The 24,199-nt window shown below is 72.5% G+C and carries 19 protein-coding genes and 1 riboswitch; of the genes, 3 read left to right on the forward strand and 16 right to left on the reverse strand.

Annotated elements, in window-relative coordinates; genetic code table 11:
- Positions 1-58 precede the first annotated feature (58 nt).
- The 8 genes from IF01_RS44945 to IF01_RS0108670 form a co-directional block, all read right to left on the reverse strand.
- A complete protein-coding gene (locus IF01_RS44945) occupies positions 59-2,347 on the reverse strand; it encodes a right-handed parallel beta-helix repeat-containing protein (protein ID WP_063764174.1) in 2,289 nt (762 codons plus the stop codon).
- A 212-nt stretch (positions 2,348-2,559) separates the two neighbouring features.
- On the reverse strand, positions 2,560-4,890 hold the full coding sequence (locus IF01_RS41460) for a hypothetical protein (RefSeq protein WP_037779401.1): 2,331 nt from the start codon (positions 4,888-4,890) through the stop codon (positions 2,560-2,562).
- A 211-nt stretch (positions 4,891-5,101) separates the two neighbouring features.
- Positions 5,102-7,351: a right-handed parallel beta-helix repeat-containing protein gene (locus IF01_RS41465; protein ID WP_037779403.1), complete on the reverse strand. Its 2,250-nt coding sequence runs from the start codon at positions 7,349-7,351 to the stop codon at positions 5,102-5,104.
- A gap of 195 nt (positions 7,352-7,546) precedes the next feature.
- Positions 7,547-8,236, reverse strand: a complete 690-nt coding sequence (locus IF01_RS0108650; RefSeq protein ID WP_030392708.1) for an SDR family oxidoreductase — start codon at positions 8,234-8,236, stop codon at positions 7,547-7,549.
- A gap of 13 nt (positions 8,237-8,249) precedes the next feature.
- Complete coding sequence (locus IF01_RS0108655) at positions 8,250-8,774, reverse strand: LOG family protein (RefSeq protein ID WP_030392709.1); 525 nt, start codon at positions 8,772-8,774, stop codon at positions 8,250-8,252.
- A gap of 56 nt (positions 8,775-8,830) precedes the next feature.
- The gene (locus tag IF01_RS0108660; RefSeq protein WP_030392710.1) at positions 8,831-9,388 is read right to left on the reverse strand and encodes a Uma2 family endonuclease; all 558 of its coding nucleotides are present in this window, start codon (positions 9,386-9,388) and stop codon (positions 8,831-8,833) included.
- Positions 9,389-9,403: 15 nt separating this feature from the next.
- Positions 9,404-10,543: a tRNA 2-thiouridine(34) synthase MnmA gene (gene mnmA, locus IF01_RS0108665; RefSeq protein ID WP_030392711.1), complete on the reverse strand. Its 1,140-nt coding sequence runs from the start codon at positions 10,541-10,543 to the stop codon at positions 9,404-9,406.
- Positions 10,544-10,641: 98 nt separating this feature from the next.
- Positions 10,642-11,823 carry a cysteine desulfurase family protein gene (locus tag IF01_RS0108670; protein WP_030392712.1) on the reverse strand — a complete coding sequence of 394 codons (1,182 nt, stop codon included), beginning with the start codon at positions 11,821-11,823 and terminating at the stop codon, positions 10,642-10,644.
- Between the two features lie 291 nt (positions 11,824-12,114).
- Between IF01_RS0108670 and IF01_RS0108675 the strand changes: the two genes are divergently transcribed.
- The gene (locus tag IF01_RS0108675; RefSeq protein WP_030392713.1) at positions 12,115-12,885 is read left to right on the forward strand and encodes an IclR family transcriptional regulator; all 771 of its coding nucleotides are present in this window, start codon (positions 12,115-12,117) and stop codon (positions 12,883-12,885) included.
- Here the strand turns inward: IF01_RS0108675 and IF01_RS0108680 are convergent.
- The 8 genes from IF01_RS0108680 to IF01_RS0108715 all read right to left on the reverse strand — a co-directional run bounded on the left by IF01_RS0108680 (position 12,821) and on the right by IF01_RS0108715 (position 22,024).
- Positions 12,821-13,480, reverse strand: coding sequence for a trimeric intracellular cation channel family protein (locus tag IF01_RS0108680; RefSeq protein WP_030392714.1), 660 nt, complete (start codon positions 13,478-13,480; stop codon positions 12,821-12,823). The genes IF01_RS0108675 and IF01_RS0108680 overlap by 65 nt on opposite strands.
- A 43-nt stretch (positions 13,481-13,523) precedes the next feature.
- Positions 13,524-14,588 carry an ABC transporter ATP-binding protein gene (locus IF01_RS0108685; RefSeq protein WP_030392715.1) on the reverse strand — a complete coding sequence of 355 codons (1,065 nt, stop codon included), beginning with the start codon at positions 14,586-14,588 and terminating at the stop codon, positions 13,524-13,526.
- Between the two features lie 34 nt (positions 14,589-14,622).
- Entirely contained in the window at positions 14,623-15,696 is a 1,074-nt protein-coding gene (locus tag IF01_RS0108690; RefSeq protein WP_030392716.1) for an ABC transporter ATP-binding protein, read from the reverse strand.
- Entirely contained in the window at positions 15,693-16,703 is a 1,011-nt protein-coding gene (locus IF01_RS0108695) for an ABC transporter permease (RefSeq protein WP_030392717.1), read from the reverse strand. Before IF01_RS0108695 ends, IF01_RS0108690 begins: the two co-directional genes overlap by 4 nt.
- 101 nt (positions 16,704-16,804) lie before the next feature.
- The gene (locus IF01_RS0108700) at positions 16,805-18,586 is read right to left on the reverse strand and encodes an ABC transporter substrate-binding protein (protein ID WP_030392718.1); all 1,782 of its coding nucleotides are present in this window, start codon (positions 18,584-18,586) and stop codon (positions 16,805-16,807) included.
- 56 nt (positions 18,587-18,642) lie between these two features.
- The gene (locus IF01_RS0108705; protein ID WP_030392719.1) at positions 18,643-19,632 is read right to left on the reverse strand and encodes an ABC transporter permease; all 990 of its coding nucleotides are present in this window, start codon (positions 19,630-19,632) and stop codon (positions 18,643-18,645) included.
- 474 nt (positions 19,633-20,106) lie between these two features.
- The gene (locus IF01_RS0108710; protein ID WP_051741118.1) at positions 20,107-21,054 is read right to left on the reverse strand and encodes an enhanced serine sensitivity protein SseB; all 948 of its coding nucleotides are present in this window, start codon (positions 21,052-21,054) and stop codon (positions 20,107-20,109) included.
- Between the two features lie 175 nt (positions 21,055-21,229).
- Positions 21,230-22,024, reverse strand: coding sequence for an enhanced serine sensitivity protein SseB C-terminal domain-containing protein (locus IF01_RS0108715; RefSeq protein ID WP_030392721.1), 795 nt, complete (start codon positions 22,022-22,024; stop codon positions 21,230-21,232).
- Between the two features lie 244 nt (positions 22,025-22,268).
- Positions 22,269-22,375, forward strand: a riboswitch (glycine riboswitch).
- A 215-nt stretch (positions 22,376-22,590) separates the two neighbouring features.
- Here IF01_RS0108715 and gcvT point away from each other — a divergent pair.
- Together gcvT and gcvH are read left to right on the forward strand one after the other, a co-directional pair.
- Entirely contained in the window at positions 22,591-23,712 is a 1,122-nt protein-coding gene (gene gcvT / locus IF01_RS0108720) for a glycine cleavage system aminomethyltransferase GcvT (protein WP_030392722.1), read from the forward strand.
- A gap of 89 nt (positions 23,713-23,801) precedes the next feature.
- On the forward strand, positions 23,802-24,185 hold the full coding sequence (gene gcvH, locus IF01_RS0108725) for a glycine cleavage system protein GcvH (protein ID WP_030392723.1): 384 nt from the start codon (positions 23,802-23,804) through the stop codon (positions 24,183-24,185).
- The last annotated feature ends 14 nt before the right edge of the window (positions 24,186-24,199 follow it).

A 24,199-nucleotide genomic window follows, 5' to 3' on the forward strand; every position in this document is an offset into this window, starting at 1 on the left:
GGGGCCGTCGGTGCCGGGTCCCGGCGGCGGGTGCCGCCGGGGCCGGGAGGTCGGTGACTCAGTAGCTCTGGGTGCCGAAGATGTCGACCACGATGTGGACCGGAGCGGCACTCGCGTTGCGGATCGTGATGTGCGCCGCGTTCACCTTCACCACCACCTGGTTGGCAACGGTCTCCCCGGCCTGGAAGTTCAGGTTGGAGACGGCCGGCATGAACTCGTCGCCCGGGTAGACGATCAGGTGGCCGTCGGTGCCGGGCTCGGTGACGGTGACGTTGAGGGTCGCCGCGGCGATGTTCGGCACATAGATCTCCACATCCAGCGCGTCGAAGGCCCCGACGGTGCCCGCCGGGCGCACGCAGCACCCGGTGCTGACATCCCGGCGGGTGTCCATGGCCCGCCAGGGGCCGACCGGGGTGAAGGTGAGCCGGCCCTCGGCGCTGTAGTAGCCCGCCAGGTCGGCGATCACGTGCACGGTGCCGCCGGAGGAGTTGTAGAAGGACACCTTGCCGTCCTTCACCGGCACGGTGACCAGGTTCGGGACGGTCCGGCCGGCCGTCCAGTTGAGGCTGGAGGTCTGCGGCAGCGCGGTGCCGTGCGGGTAGACCCGGAGGTGGCCGTCCTCGGTCGGGTCGGTCATGGTGACGTTCATCGTCACGGCCGTCACCCCGTCGAGGGGAGCCCCGGCCAGACCGGCGACCTGGAGGTCCACCGTGCCGCCCGCGGGAACGGCCTCGGTACCGGGGACGCCGACGGCCTCGCGGGTGTCCAGCAACCGGGACGGGCTCAGCGGGTGGAAGAGGTCGCCCTGGGCGCCGTAGTAGCCGGCCAGGTCGGCGATCACGTGCACGGTGCCGCCGGAGTGGTTGTAGAACGACACCTTGCCGTCCTTCACCGGGACGTTCACCTGGTTGGCGAGGGTCCGGCCGGCCGTCCAGTTGAGGTTGGAGGTGTCCGGGCGCTCCTCACCGTGCGGGTAGACCCGGAGGTGCCCGTCCTCGGTCGGGCCGGTCACCGTGACGTTCATCGTCACGGCCGTCACCCCGCTCGCCGGGATGCCGGCCACGCCCGCGACCTTGAGGTCCACCTGGCCGAAGGCCGGGACGGCCTCGGTGCCGGGGACGCCGACGGCCTCCCGGGTGTCCAGCAGCCGGACCGGGCCGGCGGGGGTGAAGACGCTGCCGAAGTCCCGGCTCTCGGTGGCGCCGCGGTCGCGGTAGCCCTTGCCGGTACCGGTGTTGCGCACCGTCGGGTCGTCGGCGGGACCGGTACCGGTCCTGTCCACCGGGAGCATCCCGGGGGCCGTCTCGTCGGCCGAGTCGACGGACGCGGACTGCGGCCCGTCCAGGCTGTGGGGTTCGTGGACCTTCGCCACGAAGTCGTGCGCGCCCTGACCGGTGGCCGCGGTGAACGCGGGCCGGCTCGGGTACTCGGTGTCGGCCCAGCGGTACGGCGCGGCTTCGCTGCGCGGATCGACCACGTTGTAGTCCACGACGGTGCCGGCGGTCGCGGTCGGAGCGACGACGATGCCGGTGGCCGCCGCGATGTCGGCGCAGCGGCCGCTCTGTGCACGCGCGGTGTCGATCACGTTGTTCTCGACCACCGCGCCGGCCGAGGCCCCGTCCAGCGCGATGCCCACGACGCACTCGGCGTAGATCGAGTTGCTGACGACGACCGTGCCCGGCGCACCGTCGACCAGGACCGACGGCCGGCCCTGGTTGCCGGTGGAGACCGAGTTGGTGGTCAGCACCGTCCCGGTGGAGCCGCCGTCGACGGTGATCGCCGGCATGCCGTAGCCACCGTTCAGGCTGCCGCGGGCGAAGGTGACCTGTCGGGAGCCGTTGGTGATCCGCAGGGCACCGTCCGCGGCGACCGCGGTGAACTTCACCTGCTTCGCGCCCTCGACCGTCACGCTCGGCGTCCGGCCGCCGTTCAGCACAACGAGGTTCTCGAACTCGACGAACTCGGCTCCCCTGACCGTGATGCCCTTCGACGGGGTTTCGATGTTGCCGATCATCGCCGCGTTCTGGGGTGCGTCGTCACGGGGCCGACCACGGAAAACGACGGGCGCGCCCTGCCGGCCGGACCGCGTGATCACGAGGTCCTCGTTGTAGGTGCCCCAGGCGATCTCCACCGTCTGGCCGGCGGAGGCGACGGCCGCGGCGGCCGCCACGGTGCAGAAGGGCTGCGCCTTGGTCCCGCTGCCGGAGTTGCTGCAGTTGGCGCCGGGCGCGTGGTCGACGTAGAGCGACCCGGCGGCGGCGGAGGCGCCGCCCGTCGTGACGGCGGGCAGCCCGACCGTCGCGACCAGCGTCAGGCCGGCGGCCAGCGCGGTACGGGTTCTGGACATGCGGGATCTGGCGATGTCTTTCGACACGGTAATTCCCCCTGTGAGTCGCGGCCGGAGGCCGCGGTTCCGGCCCTGCGCACCGAGCGGAGGTGGAGGGCGTACGGATCATTCCACAGGGTGGCCGACCCGTCATCAGGCGTCCCACCGGTACGGCCCCGTACCGAGCGGGAGGCTCGGTACGGGGCCGCCGGAGGGTGCGGACCGGGTGACGGTCAGTAGCTCTCGCTGCCGCTGGAGTCGACCACGAGGTGCACCGGCGCACCGCTGGCGTTGTGGAGCACGACCGTCCTGCTGGTCGGATCGACCGGGACCACGGCCTGGTTGGCGACGGTCTGCCCGGCCTCGAAGTTGAGCGTGGAGGTGTCCGGGACCGGGCCGACGCCGGGGTACGCCGTGAGGTGGCCCGCGGCGCCCGGCTCGGTCACGGTGACGTTCAGGGTCGCCGAGGCCGGGTAGATCCCCCCGTTCGCGAAGACGGTCAGGGAGCCCCAGGCCGGGACGGTGCCCGCCGGGCGGTAGTAGGGACGCCCCCAGTCCAGGCGGGTGTCCATGACCCGGGTCGGCCCGCCCGGGTAGAACGCGATCCGGCCCTCGGCGCTGTGGTAGCCCACCAGGTCCGCGATCAGGTGCACCGTGCCGCCGGAGCGGTTGTAGAACGACACCTTGCCGTCCTTCACCGGCACCGTCACCAGATTGGCGACGGTCCGGCCGGCGGTCCAGTTCAGGTTCGAGGTGTCCGGCGCCGCGCCACCGTGCGGGTAGACCGTCAGATGGCCGTCGTCGCCCGGGTCGGTCACGGTGACGTTGACCGTCACCGCCGTGACGCCGGTCGACGGCACCCCGGCGGTGCCGGTCAGCTGCAGCTCCAGCGTCCCGTTCGGCGCGACCGGCCGGGCCGACGGCACCCCGATCGGTGCCCTGGTGTCCAGCACCCGGGTCGGGCCCTGCGGGTGGAAGAGGTCGCCCTTCGGGCTGTAGTAGCCCGCCAGGTCCGCGATCAGGTGCACCGTGCCGCCGGAGTGGTTGAAGAACGACACCTTGCCGTCCTTCACCGGCACCGTCACCTGGTTCGGGACCGTCCGGCCCGCGACCCAGTTGAGGGTGGAGGCGCCCGGCCGGTCCTGGCCGTGCGGGTACACCGCGAGGTCGCCGTCCTGCGTCGGACCGGTGGCCGTCACGGTCATCGTCACCGCGGTGACACCGGTCGCCGGGACCCCGGCCACCCCCGTGACCGCCAGGTCGAGCGTCCCCCCGGCCGGCACCGCCTGCGCGGACGGCACCCCGATCGGCGCCCGGGTGTCCAGCAGCCGCACCGGGCCCACGGGCGTGTACGCGCTGCCCACGTCGAGGAACTCCTGCGCGCCCCGGTCCCGAGTGCCGTGGCCGGTACCGGTGTTGGGCAGCGTCGGGTCGTCCACCGGGGCCTTGCCCTGGCGGTCGGTGGCGAGCATGCCGGGGGCGTTCTCGTCGGCCGAGTCGATCAGGTGGTTGAGCGGCCGGTCCGGCCCCCGCCAGAAGGTCGTCGGCGACACGAAGTCGTGCGCGCCCTGACCGCTGGCCGCCGTGAACGACGGCTGGTCGGCGTACTCGGCACCGGCCCACTTGTACGGTGCGCCGCCGCTGCGCGGGTCGACGACGTTGTAGTCCGCCCTCGTCCCGGCGACGGCGCTCGCGGCGACCGTGATGCCGGTCGCCATGTAGCTCCAGGTGTCGCACGGCGAATCGATGTCGCGCCCCGCGTTGACCGCGTTGTTCTCGACCGTGGCCCCGCCCGAGGCGCCGGTCAGCACGATGCCCGGGGAGCAGGACCCGAGGGTGCTGTTGGCGACCACCACGGTGTTCGGGGCGCTGTCGACCAGGACGGCCGGGTGGTCCTCGCCGGTGCTGGAGACGATGTTGTTCGTGCTGACGACGGTCCCGGTCGAACCGCCGTCCACCGTGACGACCGGCCCCTGCGCGCCCCGGAGGTTGGCCCGGGCGTAACGGACCCGCTCGGAACCGCCGGTGACCCGCACGCCGGTGCCGCCGCTGCCGCTGACCCCGGTGAACGAGACGTCCCGCGCCCCGTCGGCCAGCACGACCGGCCGTCCGGCCGCCGCCTCGACCTCCAGGTACTCGAACACGACGTAGCGGGCGCCCCGGACGGTGAGGCCGCCGCCGGGGTGGGCCGAGGAGCCGATCACGGCGCTGCCGCCGTAGCCCGGTTCGTACGGCGACGGGCCGCGGAAGGTGATCGGCGCCCCGGCCGTACCGGAGCGGGTGATCGTCAGATCGGTCTCCTCGTACTCGCCCCTGGCGATCTCGACCGTCTGCCCCGGCCCGGCCACCGCCGCCGCGGCGGCGACATGGCAGTACGGGACGCTCCGGGTGCCGGGGCCGCCGTCGGCGCAGCCGGCCGCGGTGTTGTCGACGTAGAGCGTGGTGACGGCGGCCTGCGCACCGCCCGCGCCGACGGCCGGCAGGCCGACCGCCCCGAGCAGTGTCGCGCCGACGACCAGCGAGGTTCGGATTCTCGTTCGGATTCCGGTTCGGACTCTGTGCATGGCACTCCCCCTGACGGGCCCGGGGCCCGTTGCCGTGTCCCGTCCTCCGGTCCCGGTCGGCCCCGGAGGACGCACGGATGATGCCACGGGCGGCCGCCCCCGAACCGCGGAGGCCGGCACTCCACCCGCACGCCCCGGGCACGGCCGCGGCCCCGGTGCCGAGCACGGATGCTCGGCGCCGGGGCCGCGGGGTGGGGCGGGGTGGGACCGGTCAGTAGCGCTCGACGCCGTAGCGGTCGACCACGAGGTGCAGCGGCGCGCCGCTGGCGTTGTAGAAGGTGACCTGGTCGCTGCCGTTCTTCATCGGCACCACTACCTGGTTGGCGACGGTGTCGCCGGGCGCGAAGTTGAGGACGGACGTGTCGTTCGGGCTGCCCGCCGAGTACGCCTTGAGATGCCCCGCGGCGCCCGGCTCGGTCACGGTGACGTTCAGGGTCACGTCGGCCGGGTAGCTGCCCCAGGCCGGGTAGACGGTGACGGAACCCCAGGCCGGAACGACAGCCGGCAAGCGGTACTGCGGGCGGCTCCAGTACTCCCGGGTGTCCATGATCCGCGACGGGCCGGAGGGGTAGAACGCGGCCCGCCCGTCGGCGCCGTAGTGGCCGGCCAGGTCGGCGACCAGGTGCACGGTCCCGCCGGAGTGGTTGTAGAACGACACCTTGCCGTCCTTCACCGGCACCGTCACCAGGCCGGCCACGGTCCGGCCCGCCGTCCAGTTCAGGTTCGAGGTGTTCGGCGCGGCGTCACCGTGCGGGTAGACGGTCAGGTGCCCCTCCTGCTCCGGCTCGGTGACCGTCACGTTCATCGTCACGGCCGTGGCCCCGGCCGCGCCCGCGACCGGCAGCTCCAGCGTGCCGAAGGCCGGGACGGCCTGGACCTGCGGCACCCCGATCGGCTCCCGGGTGTCCAGCACCCGGACCGGGTCCTGCGGCTGGAAGAGGGCGCCCTTGGTGCTGTAGTAGCCCGCCAGGTCGGCGATCACGTGCACGGTGCCGCCGGAGTGGTTGTAGAACGACACCTTGCCGTCCTTCACCGGCACCGTCACCTGGTTCGGGACCGTCCGGCCCGCGACCCAGTTCAGGGTGGAGGTGGTCGCCCTCTCGTCGATCATCGAGGAGGGACTCGACCAGGCGTAGCCGAACGGGCGCACCGCGAGGTCGCCGTCCCGCGTCGGCTCGGTCGCGGTGACGGTCATCGTCACGGCCGTCACACCGTTGGCCGGCACCCCGGCCACGCCCGTGACCGGCAGGTTGATCGTCTCCCCCGGCGCCACGGCCCGCGCCTGCGGGACCCCGATCGCCTCCCGGGTGTCCAGCAGCCGCACCGGGCCCACCGGCGTGTACGCGCTGCCGCCGGTCCGGTCCTCGTACGCGCCCCGGTCGCGGATTCCGCTGCCGGTGCCGGTGTTGGGCACCGTCGGGTCGTCCTGCGCCGTGTTCCCCTTGAGGTCGACGGTCAGCATGCCGGGCGCGTTCTCGTCGGCCGAGTCGAACTGGTGCTTGGGCGCGTCGGGGCGGTTCCGCGCGTCCCTGGACGTGGGTTCGACGAAGTCGTGGGCGCCCTGTCCGCTGGCCGCCGTGAAGGCCGCCCGGTCCGTGTAGCCGGTGCCGGCCCAGTCGTAGGCGGGCGACCCGCTGCGCGAGTCGACCACGTTGTAGTCGAGCTTCAGACCGGCCGTGGCGCTCCGGTCGACGGTGATGCCGACGGCCGGGGTGCCGGCGTCGCACCGGTCGCCGCGCTCGTTCACGGTGTTGATGACGTTGTTCTCGACCGTGGTGCCGGCGGAGGCGCCGGTCAGGACGAGGCCCTTCGAGCAGTCCCCGAGGGTGTTGCTCACGACGACGGTGCCCGGGGCGCCGTCGACCCGGACGGAGCCGGCCGTGTTGGTGCTGAGCAGGGTCCCGGTCGAGCCGCCGTCCACCGTGACGTCGGAGAGGCCGCTGCGGACGGCACTGACCCGCTCGGAGCCGTTGGTGATCCGCAGCGCCGGGCCGCCGGCCAGGCCGACCTCCGAGAAGGACACGTCGCGCGAGCCGTCGACGACGACGGCCGCGGCCTGCGGTCCGGTCGTGACCTTCAGCAGCTCGAACCGGACGTACTGGGCCCCCTTGACGGTGAGCCCCCCGCTGGGCTTGTCGGAGGTGCCGAGGTAGGCCCAGCCCGAGTTGTACGGCGCGGGCTGTCCGGGCGTCGGGCCGCGGAAGGTGATCGGTGCCCCGGCCGTGCCCGAGTGGTCGACGGTCACCGGCTCGACGTAGTTGCCGTCGGCGATCTGGACCGTCTGACCGGGCCGGGCGGCGGCGGCCGCGGCGGCCACCGTGCAGTAGGGCTGGGCCTGGGTGCCCGCGCCGTCGTCGGCGCAGGCGGCGTTGGCCGCGTTGTTGACGTAGAGCGTGGTGGCGGCCGCCTGCGCGCCGCTCGTCGCGACGGCCGGCAGGCCGACCGTTCCGAGCAGCGTCACGCCGACCGCAAGTGTTGTGCGAATTCTGGACATGGAACCCCCCTGACAGGCCGACGGCCTGACAACATGTCAATCCTCTGCACCCGGACAGGCCGAGGACGAACGGACGAAACCGAGGACGACCTTCGCGCCTTCACGGTTCCGCCGCCGAAAAGCCGGGGCGCCGGACCTGTCGGCGCCCCGTTCGTGGACCTCCTACCGCCCCGGGCGGACGGTGATGTCGGTGATCTCCGCGTCCCGGGAGGCGTCCAGCGCCGCCAGGATCGCCTTCGCCACCGACTCCGGCTCGATCCACTGGCCGGCGTCGTACACCCGGCCCTCCTGCTGGTGCACCTTGACCTGCATCGCGGTGGCGGTGCGGCCCGGGTACACCGAGGTGACCCGCACGCCGTTGCCGTGCTCCTCCAGCCGCAGCGAGTCGGCGAGGGCGCGCAGCCCGTGCTTGCTCGCCGCGTACGCCGACCAGTCGGCGCCGGCCCGCAGCCCGGCACCGGAGTTGACGAACACCACATGGCCCTTGGCCAGCCGCACCGAGGGCAGCAGCAGCCGGGTCAGCTCGGCGGGGCCGACCAGGTTGACGTTCAGGGTCTCCTGCCAGGCCTTGACCGGCAGTTCGCCGACCGGGGCCAGCTCGACCACGCCCGCCACGTGCAGCAGCGAGTCCAGCTCGACCGGCGGCGCCTGGTGCCCGAGGGCCCAGGAGAGCTTCGCCGGGTCGGCGAGGTCGCCGACCAGGGTCCGCGCGCCGGGGAAGCGCTCGCGCAGCTCGGCGGCGCGGCGGGCGTCGCGGGCCAGCAGCCAGAGCTCGTCCCCGCGCTCGGCGAGACGGGCGGCGAGGACGGCGCCGATGCCGGAGCCGGCGCCAGTGATCAGATGAGAGGCCATGACCGTGATCCTCTCAGCCCTTGAGCTGCTCGAACACCTGGGCCGGGGTGTCGGCGAAGGTGATCAGCTCGCCCAGCGGACGGGGCAGGAAGCCCTCGGCGTCCATCCGCTCCAGCTGGGTGCGCAGCCCGGCGTAGAAGCCCTCGGTGTCGAGCACCACCACCGGCTTGTCGTGCAGCGCGTGCTTCTTCAGCTCCAGCACCTCGGTGACCTCGTCCAGGGTGCCCAGCCCGCCGACCAGGACCACCACCGCGTCCGCGCGCGCCAGCAGCTTCGCCTTCCGCTCCGCGAGGTCGGCGGTGGTGACCAGCTCGTCGGCCCCGTCGTACGCCTTGTGCTTCAGGAACTCGACGGAGATCCCGACCAGCCGCCCCCCGGCCGCCTTCACCCCGTCGGCCAGCAGCCCCATCAGCCCGGCGTTCGACCCGCCCCACACCAGGGTGTGCCCGCCCTCCCCGAGCAGCCGGGCGAAATCGGCGGCGGGGACGGAGTAGCGGTCGTCGAGCGAGTACGCGGAGCAGAAGACACAGATATTCATAGTGCCTCCCGGTCTATCACGCCCCCGCACCCCCGCTCACCGGGTTTGTTCGCCGCTCAGTCCTTGTACGGGACGAGCACCGCCAGGTCCAGCGTGAAGCCGAACGGCTCCGGAATGCCGATCCCGTCGCCGAACTTCCGGTCCGTGCGGGTGTGGTACCGGTCGTGGTCGGGCTCGGAGAACAGCGTCACCGTCCGCTCGCGCGGATCCACGATCAGGTAGAGCGGGATCCGCATCACGGCGTAGTCGTGCAGCTTGTCCATCCAGTCGTTGCCCGGATTGGAGGGCGACACGATCTCCACCGCGATCAGCGCCTCGGCCGCGGGGGCCCGGTTGCCCGGCTCGGAGAGGACCTCCACCGGCAGGTAGGTGAGGTCCGGCTCACGCCCCTTGGAGACGTCCGGGCTGACGATCTCACTTCGCTCACTGGGGAGGTACCCGTCCGGGGCGTGCCGTTCGAACTGTCGGCGCACCTGGGCGATGTTGAGCTGGTGGATGTTCGACGGCGACGCCTGCATGGTCAGCGTGTCTCCGGACCACTCGATCCGGACGCCCTCGGGGGCGATCCGCTCCAGCTCCTCGACGAAGTCGCGGTGCTGCTCGTAGAAGCTCATGCGGTCCTCTCGTCCTCAGACGTTGACGGCCGGGCGTTCCGTGGTGGCGATGGTGGCGGAGCCGACGACGCGGGTGCCGTCGTAGAGGACCACGGCCTGGCCCGGGGCGATGCCGCGGGCGGGGGTGTCGAGGTCGACGCGGAGGGTGTCGTCGGTGACCGAGGCGCTGACCGGGACCTCCTCGCCGTGGGCGCGCAGCTGGGCGGTGTAGCGGCCGTCGGCCAGGGGCTCGGTGCCGCACCAGCGGGGGCGGATCGCGGTGAGGCCGGTGACGTCGAGGCCCTCGACCGGGCCGACGGTGACGGTGTTGTTCACCGGCGAGATGTCCAGCACGTAGCGGGGCTTGCCGTCGGCGGCCGGGCGGCCGATCCGCAGGCCCTTGCGCTGGCCGATGGTGAAGCCGTAGGCGCCGTCGTGCTCGCCGAGCTTGGTGCCGTCGACGTCCAGGATGTCGCCGGTGGCGGTGCCGAGGTGGCGGGCCAGGAAGCCCTGGGTGTCGCCGTCGGCGATGAAGCAGATGTCGTGCGAGTCGGGCTTCTTGGCGACGGCCAGGCCGCGCCGCTCGGCCTCCTCGCGGATGACGTCCTTGGTGGTGTCGCCGAGCGGGAAGAGCGAGTGGGCGAGCTGGTCGGCGTCGAGCACGCCGAGCACGTAGGACTGGTCCTTGGCCGCGTCGACGGCGCGGTGCAGTTCGCGGGTGCCGTCCGGCAGGTCGACGATCCGGGCGTAGTGGCCGGTGCAGACGGCGTCGAAGCCGAGGGCGACCGCCTTGTCCAGCAGCGCCGCGAACTTGATCTTCTCGTTGCAGCGCAGGCACGGGTTGGGGGTGCGCCCGGCCGCGTACTCGGCCACGAAGTCGTCGATGACGTCCTCGCGGAAGCGCTCGGCGAGGTCCCAGACGTAGAACGGGATGCCGATCACGTCGGCGGCGCGGCGGGCGTCCCGGGAGTCCTCGATGGTGCAGCAGCCGCGCGCGCCGGTGCGGAAGGACTGCGGGTTGCTGGACAGGGCCAGGTGCACACCGGTCACCTCGTGGCCGGCTTCGACCGCGCGGGCCGCGGCGACGGCGGAGTCCACCCCGCCGGACATCGCCGCGAGCACACGCAGGCGGCCGGTGGTGGACGGAGCGGTCGGGGCACCCGGGAAGTCAGTCATGATGACAACAAGCGTACGTGGTGCCGCCCGGCATTCCGCCGGGGTTCCGGCGCTCGGCCGGACGGCCTTCCGGTACTCGGCCCGTCAGCCTTCCGGCTTCAGCGCCGGACGGCCGCGAGTCCGGCGTTGCGGGCCCGCTGGACGGCCGGGGCGATGGCCTCCGCGAGGGCGGTGACATCCTCGCGGGTGGACGTGTGCCCGAGCGAGAAGCGCAGCGAGGCCCGGGCGAGCAGCGGGTCGACGCCCATCGCCAGCAGCACATGGCTGGGCTGCGGGACGCCGGCCGAGCAGGCCGAGCCGGTGGAGCACTCGATGCCCCGGGCGTCGAGCAGCATCAGCAGCGCGTCGCCCTCGCAGCCGGGGAAGGAGAAGTGCGCGTTGGCGGGCAGCCGCCCCTCCCCCGCCGGGTCGCCGTTGAGCACCGCGTCGGGGACGGCGGCGAGCACGGTCGCGACCAGTTCGTCCCGCAGCGCGCCGAGGGCGAGGGCGTGCTCCTCGCGGCGTTCGACGGCGATGGCCGCGGCGGCCGCGAAGCCGGCGGCGGCGGGCGCGTCCAGGGTGCCGGAGCGGACGTCGCGCTCCTGGCCGCCGCCGTGCAGCAGCGGGACGGGCGTCGCGCCGCGCGACAGCAGCAGCGCGCCGATGCCGAACGGGCCGCCGATCTTGTGGCCGGTGACGGTGAGCGCGGTGAGTCCGGAACCGGCGAAGGAGACCGGCACCTGGCCGAGCGCCTGCACCGCGTCGGCGTGCATCGGGATGCCGTACTCGGCGGCGACGGCGGCGAGTTCGACGACCGGCTGGACGGTGCCGACCTCGTTGTTGGCCCACATGACGGTGACCAGCGCGACCGAGGCGGGGTCGCGTTCGATCGCCTCGCGCAGCGCCGCCGGGTGCACCCGGCCGAGCGCGTCCACCGGCAGGTAGTCGACGGTGGCGCCCTCGTGCTCGGCGAGCCAGTGCACGGCGTCCAGCACTGCGTGGTGCTCGACCGGGCTGCACAGCACCCGGGTGCGGGCCGGGTCGGCGCCGCGGCGGGCCCAGTACAGGCCCTTGACCGCCAGGTTGTCGGACTCGGTGCCGCCACCGGTGAGCACGATCTCGCTGGGCCGGGCGCCGAGCGACTCGGCGAGCGACTCGCGGGCCTCCTCGACCACCCGGCGGGCCCGGCGGCCGGCCGCGTGCAGGGAGGAGGCGTTGCCGACGACCCCCAGGTGTGCCGACATCGCGGCGATCGCCTCGGGCAGCATCGGCGTGGTCGCCGCATGGTCCAGGTATGGCATAACCATGCGATTGTAGTGGCCCTCCGGCCCGCACCGGACCGGCGTGCCCGGGGCGGCCGGGCGCACCGCACCGATCCGGCCACCGGACGGCGGTCACCGGGACGGTGCCCCTCGGGGCAGCCCCGCTACGGAATGCGGCCCCCGAACGGTTAGCCTGACGGCCACCACCAAGCGGCCCGACGGCCATCGCCGCGCGGCCGGACGGCCACCGCCGAGCGGCCCGACGGCCACCAGCACCCGGCGCGACGGCCCCTGCCCGCGGCCCGGTCGGAACCAGGAACGGGGAGCGCAATGTCGCAGTCGGTCGATCGGGCGCTGACCCTGCTCGGCTCGCTCGGCGACGGACCGGTGACCCTGGAGCAGGCCGCCGGCTCGATCGGGGTGCACAAGTCCACCGCCCTGCGGCTGCTGCGCACCCTGGAGGAGCACGGCTTCGTGCACCGGCTGTCCGACCGCCGCTACCGGGTCGGCGGCCGGGTGCTGTCGCTGGCCCAGCGGGCGCTCCAGGAGATCGACGTCCGGCAGGTCGCCGCCCCGTACCTGGCCGCGCTGAACGAGCGCTGCGGCTGCACCGTGCAGTTGGCCGTGCTGCAGGACGACGAGGTGCTGTACCTGGACGAGCTGGCCGGCCGCTGGAGCACCGACCCGGGGCGGCCGACCCGGATCGGGCGGCGGGCCCCGGCCGCCGGGACGGCGATCGGCCGGGTGCTGCTGGCCGGGCTGCCCCCGGCCGGCGCGACGGCCGACGACCGGGCCGCCGACGCCCTGGCCGCCGATCTGGCGGCGGTGCGCGGCCGGGGCTGGGCGGCGGAGTCGGCCGAGCACCGGGAGGCGGTCACCTGCGTGGCGGCGCCGGTGGCTGGCAGCGACGGGCGGGCGGTCGCGGCCTGCGCGATCTCGGCGCCGGCCGACCGGATGCCGTCGGCCGAGCTGCTGCGGCTGGTGCCGGAGCTGCTCTGCACCGCGGAGGCGGTCTCGCTGGCGTACGGCGGCTCGCCTACTCCTCGCTGGTGCGAGAACCGTTGCGGTGCCAGGCCCGCGGCGCGCGCCAGCCGTACTTGAGGGCGAGCATCCGCAGGATGAACGCGGTCAGCGCGGCGGCGGTGCCGGTGGCGGCGGTGAGGCTGTCGAGGGCGATCAGCACGGCGACCAGGGCGGCGCCGACGAGGGCCGGCACGGCGTAGATCTCGCGGTCCCAGCGCAGCAGCGAGGGGAGTTCGCCGGCCAGGACGTCGCGCATCACGCCGCCGCCGGCGGCGGTCACCATGCCGAGGGCGACCGAGGAGACCGCGCCGAGCCCGTAGTCGTGGGCCTTGGCGGTGCCGGTGACGCAGAACAGGCCGAGGCCGAGCGCGTCGAGGGTCTGCACGGCGCGGTTGATCCGCTCGACCTCGGGGTGCAGGAAGAAGACCACCAGGCCGGCGAGCAGCGGGGTGCTGAAGTAGCCGAGGTTGCTGAACGCGGCGACCGGGGTGGCGCCGATGACGAGATCGCGCATCACTCCGCCGCCGAGCGCGGTGACCTCGGCGAGGACGCAGATGCCGAAGATGTCCATGTTCTTGCGGACGGCGAGCAGCCCTCCGGAGAGGGCGAAGACGAAGATGCCGACGAGGTCCAGCGACTGCTGCACGTCGGAGGGGAAGATCTGCGAGGTCACCGCACCAGTGTGACCCGGCCGGCCCTCCCCTCCGACCGCACGGTCAGGCGGAGGCCCGCGCCCCGTCGCCGGTGACGGCGTTCTCCGGGAAGTGGCAGGCCACCTGGTGGCCGGCCGTCGCCGCGACGAGCGGCGGCTCCTGGGTGGCGCAGATCTCCTGGGCCTTCCAGCAGCGGGTGCGGAAGCGGCAGCCGCTGGGCGGGTTGATCGGCGAGGGCACGTCGCCCTTGAGCAGGATCCGCTCGCGCCCGCCGCTCTGGCGCCGGCGCGGGTCGGGCACCGGGACGGCCGACATCAGCGCGGTGGTGTACGGGTGCATCGGGGCGCGGTAGAGCGAGTCCCGGTCGGCGATCTCGACGATCTTGCCGAGGTACATCACGGCGACCCGGTCGGAGACGTGCCGGACCACCGAGAGGTCGTGCGCGATGATCAGGTAGGTCAGGCCGAGCTCCCGCTGGAGGTCGTCGAGCAGGTTGACCACCTGGGCCTGGATGGAGACGTCCAGGGCGGAGACCGGCTCGTCGGCGACGATCATCCGGGGTCGCAGGGCGAGCGCCCGGGCGATGCCGATGCGCTGGCGCTGGCCGCCGGAGAACTCGTGCGGGTAGCGGTTGTAGTGCTCGGGGCTGAGCCCGCACAGCTCCAGCAGCTCCTGGACGGCCTTCTTGACCCCGCCCTCGGGCTCGGCCTTCTGCAGCCGGAACGGCGCGCCGACGATGGTGCCGACGGTGTGCCGCGGGTTCAGCGAGGAGTACGGGTCCTGGAAGATCATCTGGATGTCGCGGCGCAGCGGCCGCATCGCCCCGACACCCAGGTGGGTGATGTCGGTGCCCTCGAACTCGATCTTCCCGGCGGTCGGCTCGTCGAGCCGGGTGACCAGTCGGCCCATGGTCGACTTGCCGCAGCCGGACTCGCCGACGACGCCCAGGGTCTCACCGGCGTTGACCGTGAAGTCGATGCCGTCGACCGCCCGGACGGCGCCGGTCTGGCGCCGCATCAGGCCGCTGTGGATGGGGAAGTGCCGGGTCAGGCCGGTCACCCGGAGCAGCGGCTGCCGGTCCGGGGCGGGCGCCGGCGCGGGGATGGTCGCCGCCTGGGTGTCCGTCATCGGTTCTCTCCAGAAAGGTGGTACGAGTCCGGGCTCACAGCCGGGGCGCGATCTCTTCGGTGAAGATGCGGTGCCGCTCGGAGAGCGCGAGGTGGCAGGCCGCGTGGTGGCCGGGCGCGACCTCGGTGAGCCCCGGGGTCTCCTCGGTGGAGCGCCCGCCGGTCAGCGCCGCGTACGGGCAGCGCGGGTGGAAGGCGCAGCCGGACGGCACGTTGATCAGGCTGGGCGGGGTGCCCTTGACCGGGACGAGCCGCTCCTGGAGCTCCCGGTCGAGACGCGGCATCGAGCCCAGCAGGCCCCATGTGTAGGGGTGTTCGGGCGAGTCGAAGAGGGTCTCGGCCGGGCCGCGCTCGACGCACTTGCCGCCGTACATGACCAGGATGTCGTCGGCGAGCTCGGCGACCACCCCGAGGTCGTGGGTGATGATGATGACGGCCGAGCCGAACTCCTCCTGGAGGTCCCGAATGAGGTCCAGGATCTGCGCCTGCACGGTGACGTCCAGGGCGGTGGTGGGCTCGTCGGCGATCAGCAGCGAGGGGTCGTTGACCAGGGCCATCGCGATCATGGCGCGCTGGCGCATGCCGCCGGAGAACTGGTGCGGGTAGTCGTCGACCCGGCGGTCCGGCTGCGGGATGCCGACCCGGTCGAGCATCTCGACGGCGCGGGCGCGGGCCTGCTTCTTGGTCGCCTGCGGGTGGTGCACCCGGTAGGCCTCGACGATCTGCTGCCCCACCGTGTAGTAGGGGTGCATCGCGGTCAGCGGGTCCTGGAAGATCATCGCCATCTCCCGGCCGCGCAGTTCCCTGACCCGGTCCGGGCCGGCCGCGACGAGGTCCTCGCCGTCGAGCCGGATCTCGCCGGTGATCCGGGCCCGCTTGGAGCGGTGCAGGCCCATGATGCCGAGCGAGGTGACGGACTTGCCGGAGCCGGACTCGCCGACGATGCCGAGGGTGCGGCCCTTGGCCAGGTCGAAGCTGACCCCGTCCACGGAGCGGACCAGGCCGTCGTCGGTGTCGAAGTGGATCCGCAGGTCCCGGACGGAGAGGTACGGCTCCCCTCCTCCGGCCGGGGCGGCCGCGCGGGCCGGGGTCTTCTGGAGCTCGGTCACGACAGCCTCACCCGGGGGTCGACAGCGGCGTACAGGAGGTCAACCACGAGGTTGCAGAGGACGATGAAGAAGGCGGCGAGCAGCGTGGTGCCGAGGATCTTCGGCAGGTCGTTGTCGGAGATCGCCTGGACGGCGAACTGGCCGACGCCCTGGAGCGAGAAGACCTGCTCGGTGATCAGCGCACCGCCGAGCAGCAGACCGAGGTCCATGCCGAAGATGGTGACGATCGGGGTGAGCGCGGCGCGGAGTCCGTGCCGGGTGACGACCTTGCGCTCGGCCAGGCCCTTGGCCCGGGCGGTGCGGATGTAGTCCTCGCTCATCGTCTCCAGCATTCCGGCGCGGGTGAGCCGGGCGTAGAGCGCGGAGTAGAGGAAGGCCAGCGAGATCCAGGGCAGGATCAGGTTGCGGGCCCACATCAGCGGGTCGTCGGTGAAGTTGACGTACTGCAGGTTGTCCAGGATCGGCCACTCGTAGCTGAACACCGTGAGCAGCAGCGCGCCGGTGAAGAAGACCGGCAGCGAGACGCCGGCGAGCGCGATGCCCATCGAGATCCGGTCGAAGATCGAGCGCGGCCTGAGGGCGGAGACGACGCCGGTGGCGACGCCGGAGACCAGCCAGAGCGTGGCCGCGCCGATGGCGAGCGACAGCGTGACCGGGATCCGCTTGGACAGTTCGGGCCAGACCTCCAGGTGGTTCTTGAAGGAGTAGCCGAAGCAGGGCACGTGGCAGGTGGCCGGTTCCGGGCCGAACTTGTATTCGGCGCCGCTGACCAGCCCCTTGAGGAAGTTCCAGTACTGCGTGTACAGCGGCTGGTCGAGGCCGAGGTTCTTCTTGACCGCCGCGATCGCGTCGGGAGAGGGGTTCTTCCCGATGTACTGGGTGGCCAGCTGGTCGACCGTCTCGCCGGCGAGGCGCGGGAGCAGGAAGAAGATCGCGAAGGTGACCGCGCTGACGACCAGCAGCAGCACCGCGGCGGCGAGGATCCTGCGGATGATGTAGGCAAACACAGTTGGTCGGCTCCGGCCGCCCGCCGCCGTCCGGGATCCTCCGGACGGCGGCGGGCTTTGCCGCTGCCTTCACCTGCCTTCAGGGATGCAGAGCCAGGCTCTTACTTGGTGGTGCCGATGTTCAGGTAGTCGTACTCACCCGAGAAGGCCGGCGTGGACGCGAGGTTGGTGGCGTTGTCCGGGCGGTACAGGAAGACCTTGAAGTCGGTCAGCGGGACGTAGACCGCGGCCTCCATGACCTTCTTGTCGATGTCGCCGTAGATCTTCTCGCGGGCCGCGCGGTCCGGGTTGGTGGCGGCGTCGTCGAGCAGCTTGTTGACCGCGGGGTCGTTCAGCGAGGCCAGGTTGCTGTTGCCGGAGGCCTTGATCGCGCGGCCGTCGACGATCTGCTGCAGGAAGCCGTAGCCGGTCGGCCAGTCGGCGCCCCACTGCATCATCATCAGACCGATGTTGTGCTCCTTGGCGAACTTCGGAGCGCCGGCGCTGTCGGCCAGGTACTTGCCCTGCGGGAACTGCTGGATCTCGGCGTTGATGCCGACCTTCTTCAGCGCGGCCTGGATCGAGGTGGCCGCGGCGACCTCGGTGGCGCGCTCGGTGCGGGCGGAGAGCACGGTGGTGATGCTGTCCTTGCCGCAGGCCTTCAGCGCGGCCTTGGCCTTGGCCTCGTCGCCCTTGTTGTCCTTGGTCTCCCAGACGTTGAAGTCCTGGTGACCCGGGATGTCGGGCGGGAGCACGGTGTTGGCGACCTGGCCGCGGACGGGGCCGCCGAGCGCGGTCTGCACCGAGACCTTGTCGACCGCGTACTGGACGGCCTTGCGGCACTCGATGTTGTCGAACGGCGCGACATCGGTGTTGATGGCCATGTAGACCAGACGGCCGCCGTAGGCGTTGTCGGTGTTGGCCTTCAGCTTCGGGTTCTGCAGGATCTGCGCCTGGGTCTGCGGGTCGACACCGCCGCCCACCAGGTCGACCTGGGCGTTGCCGGCCAACAGGTCCTTGTCGATGGTGGCCTGGTCGATGTTCATCCGGAGCACGATCTTGTCCGGCAGCTGCTTGCGGATCGGGTCCGTGCTCGGGTCCCAGTTGGTGTTCGGGACCAGGACGGCCTGCTTGCCGTCCTCGTAGGACTCGAACTTGAAGGAGCCGGAGGACACGATCTTCTTGACGTACTCGGCGCCGGTGTCCTTGGCCTGCGGGACCGGGACCGTCTGCGGGGCGCTGACCAGGTAGTCGAAGTCGGCGAAGGCGTGCGTCAGGTGGAAGACGATGGTGGTGTCGTCCGGGGTCTCGATCGACTTCAGGTCGCCGGTCTTGTCCTTGTACGGGCCCTCGTACGGCGTCGGGTTGTCGACCAGCAGCTCCTTGAAGTACGTCGGGCCGTTGGAGTTCACGTCCGGCGCGAAGTTGGAGCGCTCGACGGCGTACTTGACGTCCTTCGAGGTGATCGGGGTGCCGTCGTCGTACTTCAGGCCCTTGCGCAGCTTGTACGTCCAGCTCAGGCCGTCGGCGCTGACCTGGCCGAGCGACTCGGCGAGGTCCGGGACGAGCTTGTTGCCCGCCTCGCCGGCGCCCGGCTGGAAGGTGGTGAGCGGACGGCCGTACAGGCGCGAGAAGTTGTAGATGTACGCGTAGTACGTGTTGCCCGGGTCGAGCGAGTCGGGGGTGCCCTTCATCTCGAAGGTCACCGTCCCGCCCTTCTTGTCCGAGGCGTTGACGATGCCCTTGGTGGCCGCGTTGGCACCGGAGCCGCCGGCGGCCTCGGTGGCGGAGCCGGAGGCGGTGGACTTGGCGTCGGTGCTCTTCGTGCTGGACGAGCAGCCGGTGACGACCAGGACCGCGGCAGCAGCCGTGGCGGTCAGTGCGACGGTACGGGACCTACGCATGGGTGAGATCAACCCCTTGAGGAAGTGTTGGCCGAACGAGGGATCCTGACGCGGCGTCAGTTGCTCTTGGGATCGAGGGCGTCACGCAGCCCGTCGCCGAGCAGGTTGAAGGCGAGTACGGTGACGAAGATCGCCACACCGGGGACCACCATGTACTGGGGGTCCACCTGGTAGTACCGGATCGCGTCCTGGAGCATGCCGCCCCAGGAGGCCTGCGGGGGCTGGATGCCCACGCCGAGGAAGCTCAGCCCGGCCTCGAAGAGGATGTTGGTCGGGATCAGCAGGGTCGAGTAGACCAGGATCGGACCGACCAGGTTGGGCAGGAGCTCCTTGAAGAGGATGAACGGCCCGCGGGCGCCCAGGCTCCGGGCCGCGTAGACGAACTCGCGCTCGCGCAGCGAGAGGGTCTGTCCGCGCACGATCCGGCCCATGTAGGGCCAGTTGAAGAAGCCGATCACGAAGATCAGCACCATGATGTGCAGCGGGAGGCCGTGCAGGCCGAACGCGCCGCCCTGCAGCGAGGTCGAGATCGCGATCGCGAACAGCAGCAGCGGGAAGGCGAGGAAGACGTCCATCACCCGGCTGATCAGGGTGTCCACCCAGCCGCCGTAGTAGCCGGCCATGATGCCGAGCACGGTGCCGATGGTGTTGGACAGCACGGTCGCGCCGAAGGCGACCAGCAGGGAGACCCAGGAGCCCTCGATGACGCGGGTCAGCAGGTCACGGCCCTGCAGGGGGTCGACGCCGAGCGGGTGGTCCCAGCTCATGCCGCCCCAGTCGCCGAACGGCAGACCGCCGAGGTCGGCGTCCAGGAGGTCCTGGTTGAGGGCGTCGGGGTCGAGGCCGAAGGCCGATTCGATCGGCTTGGCCAGCACGGCGAGCAGGATCAGCAGGATCACCACGACGCCGCCGGCGACGGCGGCCTTGTCCCGCTTGAAGCGGGTCCAGGCGATCCGGCCGAGCGAGCGGCCCTCGATCTTCTTGGCCGGGCTCGCGGCGGCGTCTGCCTCCGGTGCGTTGCCGGCGGTCTTGATGGGTGCGGTCATGGTCAGTTCGGTCCCCTCGCCGACGGTGGCCGGCCCACGGGTGCCGGGCACCGGGATCGGCGGCGCGGCTGGTGCGGACGTGCTTGGGTGCGGACGTGCGGAAGTGCAGGAGCGGAGTGTTTCCAGCGGTACGACTGGCTCAGTACTGCTGCCACGCGGGATGGGCGTCACGTGGATCATGCGGTCCGCCAGCGCGTTCGCCCTTGTGGGACGCCAACCACGCGCGGCGGGCTGTTGCAGAACTCTCTGCCATCCGAACTGGCTTACGCCAGCCCTGACCACCGACAGATGCCCAACTGTGATCTGTGTGCATGCACCTCCACGACCATCGGCATATCCCTCTTCACACAGCTGTAACAGCCATGTCAAGATGTGTTCCATCCGATTCGGGGAGAACGTCCGAAAAAACGTCGAAACCGGCCTGACGTGACGTCAAGCCGGTTTCGTGGCACGGGACTCGGGGCTCCGCCCCGGTCAGCGACCGGGGTAGCCGGGCCACGGCTGCTGCGGCGGAGGCTGCTGCCCCGGCCAGGCCGGACCGGGCGGCTGGGTGCCGTAGCCGAAGCCCTGCCCCTGGGCCGGGCCCTGCTGCGAGGCGTACGGCGGCGGGGGCACCGGCGGGTAGGGGCCGGTCTGCGGACGGCCGTGCCCGGCCGCCTCCCGGTCGTAGAACGGGCGCGCGTGGGCCCGCATCCAGAGCGCCACCGGGTCGAACTCGTCCGCCATCGCCACCGTCGAGACCGCCAGCCCCTCCGGCGCGACCGCGATCGCCCGCTGCATCAGCGCCCGCACCGCCTCCACCGTGGGCGGCGAGCTCTCGTACAGCTCCAGACCGATGGCGAGGTACGGCTCGCCCACCGACGGCCGCACCCAGGCCCGGCGCAGCGCCCGCACCGCCCGCACCTCGGCCGCCTGCCGCTCCAGCAGCGCGAAGAACTGCTGGGCCGGCACCTGCGGCTCGCTCAGCTTCAGCGGACCGGCCGGCAGCCGGTCCAGTCCCGCCGCCACCCGGCGCAGGTCCGCCCACGGCACCCCGACCCCGCCGCCCGGGGCGTGCGGGTTCAGCCACAGCCCCCAGCGGGTCCGGTACAGCGAGGCCGCGATCTCCCGGCCGGAGATCACCTCGTGCGCCCGCGCCCAGCCGGACGCCGCCAGCTGCTCGGGCGAGGTGACGGCCGGCGCGTAGCCGTGGCCGCTGATCTCCATGTTCCCGTACTGGGCATCGGCGCTGCCCGGCGTCCCGTGCCACAGCAGCATCCAGACCCGGCCCTCGGCGAGCGCGTTCAGCATCGTCTCGTAGGCCTCGTAGCGCTCCGGCGCCACCTCGCGCAGGGCGCGTTCCAGCGCGCCCGGATCCGGGCGTCCGGTGGGCGCCTGGCCCCAGGGCCCCGGTGCACCGCCAGCTACCGATCCCGCACTCATGCGCCCACCTCGTTGCGCCTCTTCGTTCCTCGTCCGTCACCGGCGGCCCGGCGGCCGTCAGCACGCACCTTATGGGGCACCGTCGACCACCGCCACGCCGACGTGCCAGGGCCCCTGCCGCTCCCCCGCCCGCGCCCGGCCCCGACAGGTGCCGGAGGGACGGCCGGGGACCGGCTCAGCCCCGCACGTGGAAGGGCGCGACCCGGTTCACCATCCACTCGACCACCGGATCGTCCGCGAGGTCGAGCAGTACGAGGTGGACGCCGCCGGGCAGCGGCGCGGTTCCCAGCGCACGCCCCAGCGCCTCGTTCACCGCCCCCGGGTCGGCCGGGGCCGCCGGGTCGAGCTGGACGCCCACGAACATCACGGTCGGCTCGCCCTCGACGCTGGCCAGCGCCCGCCGGGCGGTCAGCACCCCGGGCAGCAGTGCCAGTTCGGCCCGGCAGGCGGCCAGGAACAGCTCCGGGTCCTCGCCCGGAACCGGCTCGCGCAGCGCCACCCGGCCCCCGGACGGCGCGTCCTGGGCGACGTCCCAGCGGTCCTCGCGCGGCCCGCGGCGCAGCTCGGCCACGCCCTCCGGCGGGACCGGGATGCCCACCGGAGCCTCGGGGTTGACGGCGATACCGACGCCCAGCGGCAGACCGCGGGCGAACTCCCACACCGGCGCGACCGCGAACGCCATCCCCGGCGCCTGCTGGAGCAGCACCTCCTGCGAGGAGAAGACCGGGACATAGGGGCCGCCGGCCAGCTCCAGGGTCGGCAGGTCCAGCGCCCGCCCCTGCGGGTCGCCGCCGGACGGCAGCGGGATCCACACCTGGCTGCGCGCCAGCACCTCGATCACCCGCGGGGTCGCGCCCGGGTCGCCGAGCGCGGCCGTGAGCACCTGCTCCAGTTCGTTGGCCGGCCAGGCACCGCCCGCCGGCGCCGACTGCGCCCCGCCCCAGCCCTGCTGCTCCACCGGGTTGCCCATCCGCCCCTGTACCGCCCTCCGCTCGCCGATTCCCGCAGCCTAGCGTCCGGGCGGGACGGAACGGGACGCGGAAGGGAGGCGGAACGCGGAAGGGAGGCGGGAAGCGGAACGGAAGGCGGGACGCGACCGGGAGCGGAGCGGGAGCTGTGAGGCAGCCCCCTCTCCCGCCATCGGTGCGGACGTGCCATGATGTGCGCGTCTGCGGTGGCATCCACCCAGGCCCTCCAACTCCATAACGGCCGCTCGAACCCGCGCGGGAGAGTCCGGAGTGCCCCGTCCTGGCGGCACAGCCGGCGCCGAAGGAGCAAGTCCTCCCCGGAATCTCTCAGGCCCCCCTACCGCACGGGTTAGGCAGATCTGGAAAGCGGTGCACGGCCCTGCCGTCCGCCCACCCACGGTGCAAGCCGCCATGCTGTCCTTTGCAGGGCAGTGGACGGTGAAGCTCTCAGGTACGACGACAGATGGGGAGACCCAGCCGCCGCATGCCCGCGCGCAGGGTCCGCCCCGTGCCCGGGCCGGTCCCGGCGTGCGCACCCCTGAGTGCCCCGACCGAGGAGTTCCTGGCCATGTCGTCCCTCCGCCTCACCGCGCTCGACGCGCTGCACCGCGCCCTCGGCGCCACCATGACCGACTTCGCCGGCTGGGACATGCCGCTGCGCTACGGCAGCGAGCGCGAGGAGCACCTCGCCGTCCGCACCAAGGCCGGTCTGTTCGACCTGTCCCACATGGGCGAGATCACCGTCACCGGCCCGCAGGCCGGCGAGATGCTGGACCACGCCCTGGTCGGCTTCGTCTCCGCGCTCGGCGTGCTGCGCGCCCGCTACACCATGATCTGCGCCGAGGACGGCGGCATCCTGGACGACCTGATCGTCTACCGCCTGCGCGAGGACGCCTTCCTGGTGGTCGCCAACGCCTCCAACGCCCAGCTGGTGCTGGACGAGCTGATCGCCCGCGCCAAGGGCTTCAACGCCGTCGTCTCCGACGACCGCGACGCCTACGCGCTGATCGCCGTCCAGGGCCCGGAGTCCACCGCGATCCTGGCCGACACCACCGAGGCCGACCTGCCCGGCCTGAAGTACTACGCGATCCTCCCGGCCCAGGTGGCCGGCCGCGACGTGCTGCTCGCCCGCACCGGCTACACCGGCGAGGACGGCTTCGAGATCTTCTGCAACCCGGGCGACGCCGAGCAGATCTGGCAGGCGCTGACCGCGGCCGGCACCGACCGGGGCCTGATCCCCTGCGGCCTGTCCTGCCGCGACACGCTGCGCCTGGAGGCCGGCATGCCGCTGTACGGCCACGAGCTGTCCACCGAGCTGACCCCGTTCGACGCCGGCCTGGGCCGGGTGGTGCGCTTCGACAAGACCACCAACGAGGGCGCCTTCGTCGGCCGCAAGGCCCTGGAGCGGGCCGCCGCCGAGGCCGAGGCCAACCCGCCGCGGGTCCTGGTCGGCCTGGTCTCCGAGGGCAAGCGGGTGCCGCGCGCCGAGTACACCGTGGTCTCCACCGAGGGTGCCCCGATCGGCCGGATCACCTCCGGCTCGCCCTCCCCCACCCTCGAGAAGCCGATCGCGATGGCCTACGTGGACGCGGCCCACGCCGCCCCGGGCACCACCGTCGCGGTGGACGTGCGCGGCAAGCACGAGCCGGTGCAGGTCGTGGCGCTGCCGTTCTACAAGCGCGCCCGCTGACCCCGCTCTCCCCCACCTTTCCCTCGCGAGGCTCGTCCGCCCGCCGGGCCGCTTCGTCGTACCCGCTTCCCATCCTGGAGAATGACGCCATGAGCAACCCCCAGCACCTGCAGTACACCGAGGAGCACGAGTGGCTGACCACCGCCGAGGCCGGTGAGGTCGCCACGGTCGGCATCACCAAGCACGCCGCCGACGCCCTCGGCGACATCGTCTACGTGCAGCTCCCCGAGGTCGGTGACACCGTGACCGCCGGTGAGACCTGTGGCGAGCTGGAGTCGACCAAGTCGGTCAGCGACCTGTACTCGCCGGTGACCGGTGAGATCACCGAGGTCAACGAGGCCGTCGCCGACGACAACAGCCTGGTCAACAGCGACCCCTTCGAGGGTGGCTGGCTGTTCAAGGTCCGCGTCGGGTCGACCGGTGCGCTGCTGAGCGCCGACGAGTACACCAAGCTCACCAACCCCTCGGCCTGAGCCACCCGGGGCGG

Source organism: Kitasatospora purpeofusca (assembly GCF_000718025.1).
GTDB classification, from domain to species: Bacteria; Actinomycetota; Actinomycetes; order Streptomycetales; family Streptomycetaceae; genus Kitasatospora; species Kitasatospora purpeofusca.

What these genes read in the sequence shown, in the direction of transcription:
- IF01_RS41460 (WP_037779401.1), bottom strand. Translation starts at nt 4,890, where the DNA reads ATGCACAGAGTCCGAACCGGAATCCGAACGAGAATCCGAACCTCGCTG.
- mnmA (WP_030392711.1), bottom strand. Translation starts at nt 10,543, where the DNA reads ATGACTGACTTCCCGGGTGCCCCGACCGCTCCGTCCACCACCGGCCGC.
- gcvT (WP_030392722.1), top strand. Translation starts at nt 22,591, where the DNA reads ATGTCGTCCCTCCGCCTCACCGCGCTCGACGCGCTGCACCGCGCCCTC.
- IF01_RS0108705 (WP_030392719.1), bottom strand. Translation starts at nt 19,632, where the DNA reads ATGACCGCACCCATCAAGACCGCCGGCAACGCACCGGAGGCAGACGCC.
- IF01_RS0108710 (WP_051741118.1), bottom strand. Translation starts at nt 21,054, where the DNA reads ATGAGTGCGGGATCGGTAGCTGGCGGTGCACCGGGGCCCTGGGGCCAG.
- IF01_RS0108660 (WP_030392710.1), bottom strand. Translation starts at nt 9,388, where the DNA reads ATGAGCTTCTACGAGCAGCACCGCGACTTCGTCGAGGAGCTGGAGCGG.
- IF01_RS0108675 (WP_030392713.1), top strand. Translation starts at nt 12,115, where the DNA reads ATGTCGCAGTCGGTCGATCGGGCGCTGACCCTGCTCGGCTCGCTCGGC.
- IF01_RS44945 (WP_063764174.1), bottom strand. Translation starts at nt 2,347, where the DNA reads ATGTCCAGAACCCGTACCGCGCTGGCCGCCGGCCTGACGCTGGTCGCG.
- IF01_RS0108670 (WP_030392712.1), bottom strand. Translation starts at nt 11,823, where the DNA reads ATGCCATACCTGGACCATGCGGCGACCACGCCGATGCTGCCCGAGGCG.
- IF01_RS0108700 (WP_030392718.1), bottom strand. Translation starts at nt 18,586, where the DNA reads ATGCGTAGGTCCCGTACCGTCGCACTGACCGCCACGGCTGCTGCCGCG.
- gcvH (WP_030392723.1), top strand. Translation starts at nt 23,802, where the DNA reads ATGAGCAACCCCCAGCACCTGCAGTACACCGAGGAGCACGAGTGGCTG.
- IF01_RS0108650 (WP_030392708.1), bottom strand. Translation starts at nt 8,236, where the DNA reads ATGGCCTCTCATCTGATCACTGGCGCCGGCTCCGGCATCGGCGCCGTC.
- IF01_RS0108685 (WP_030392715.1), bottom strand. Translation starts at nt 14,588, where the DNA reads ATGACGGACACCCAGGCGGCGACCATCCCCGCGCCGGCGCCCGCCCCG.
- IF01_RS0108715 (WP_030392721.1), bottom strand. Translation starts at nt 22,024, where the DNA reads ATGGGCAACCCGGTGGAGCAGCAGGGCTGGGGCGGGGCGCAGTCGGCG.
- IF01_RS0108655 (WP_030392709.1), bottom strand. Translation starts at nt 8,774, where the DNA reads ATGAATATCTGTGTCTTCTGCTCCGCGTACTCGCTCGACGACCGCTAC.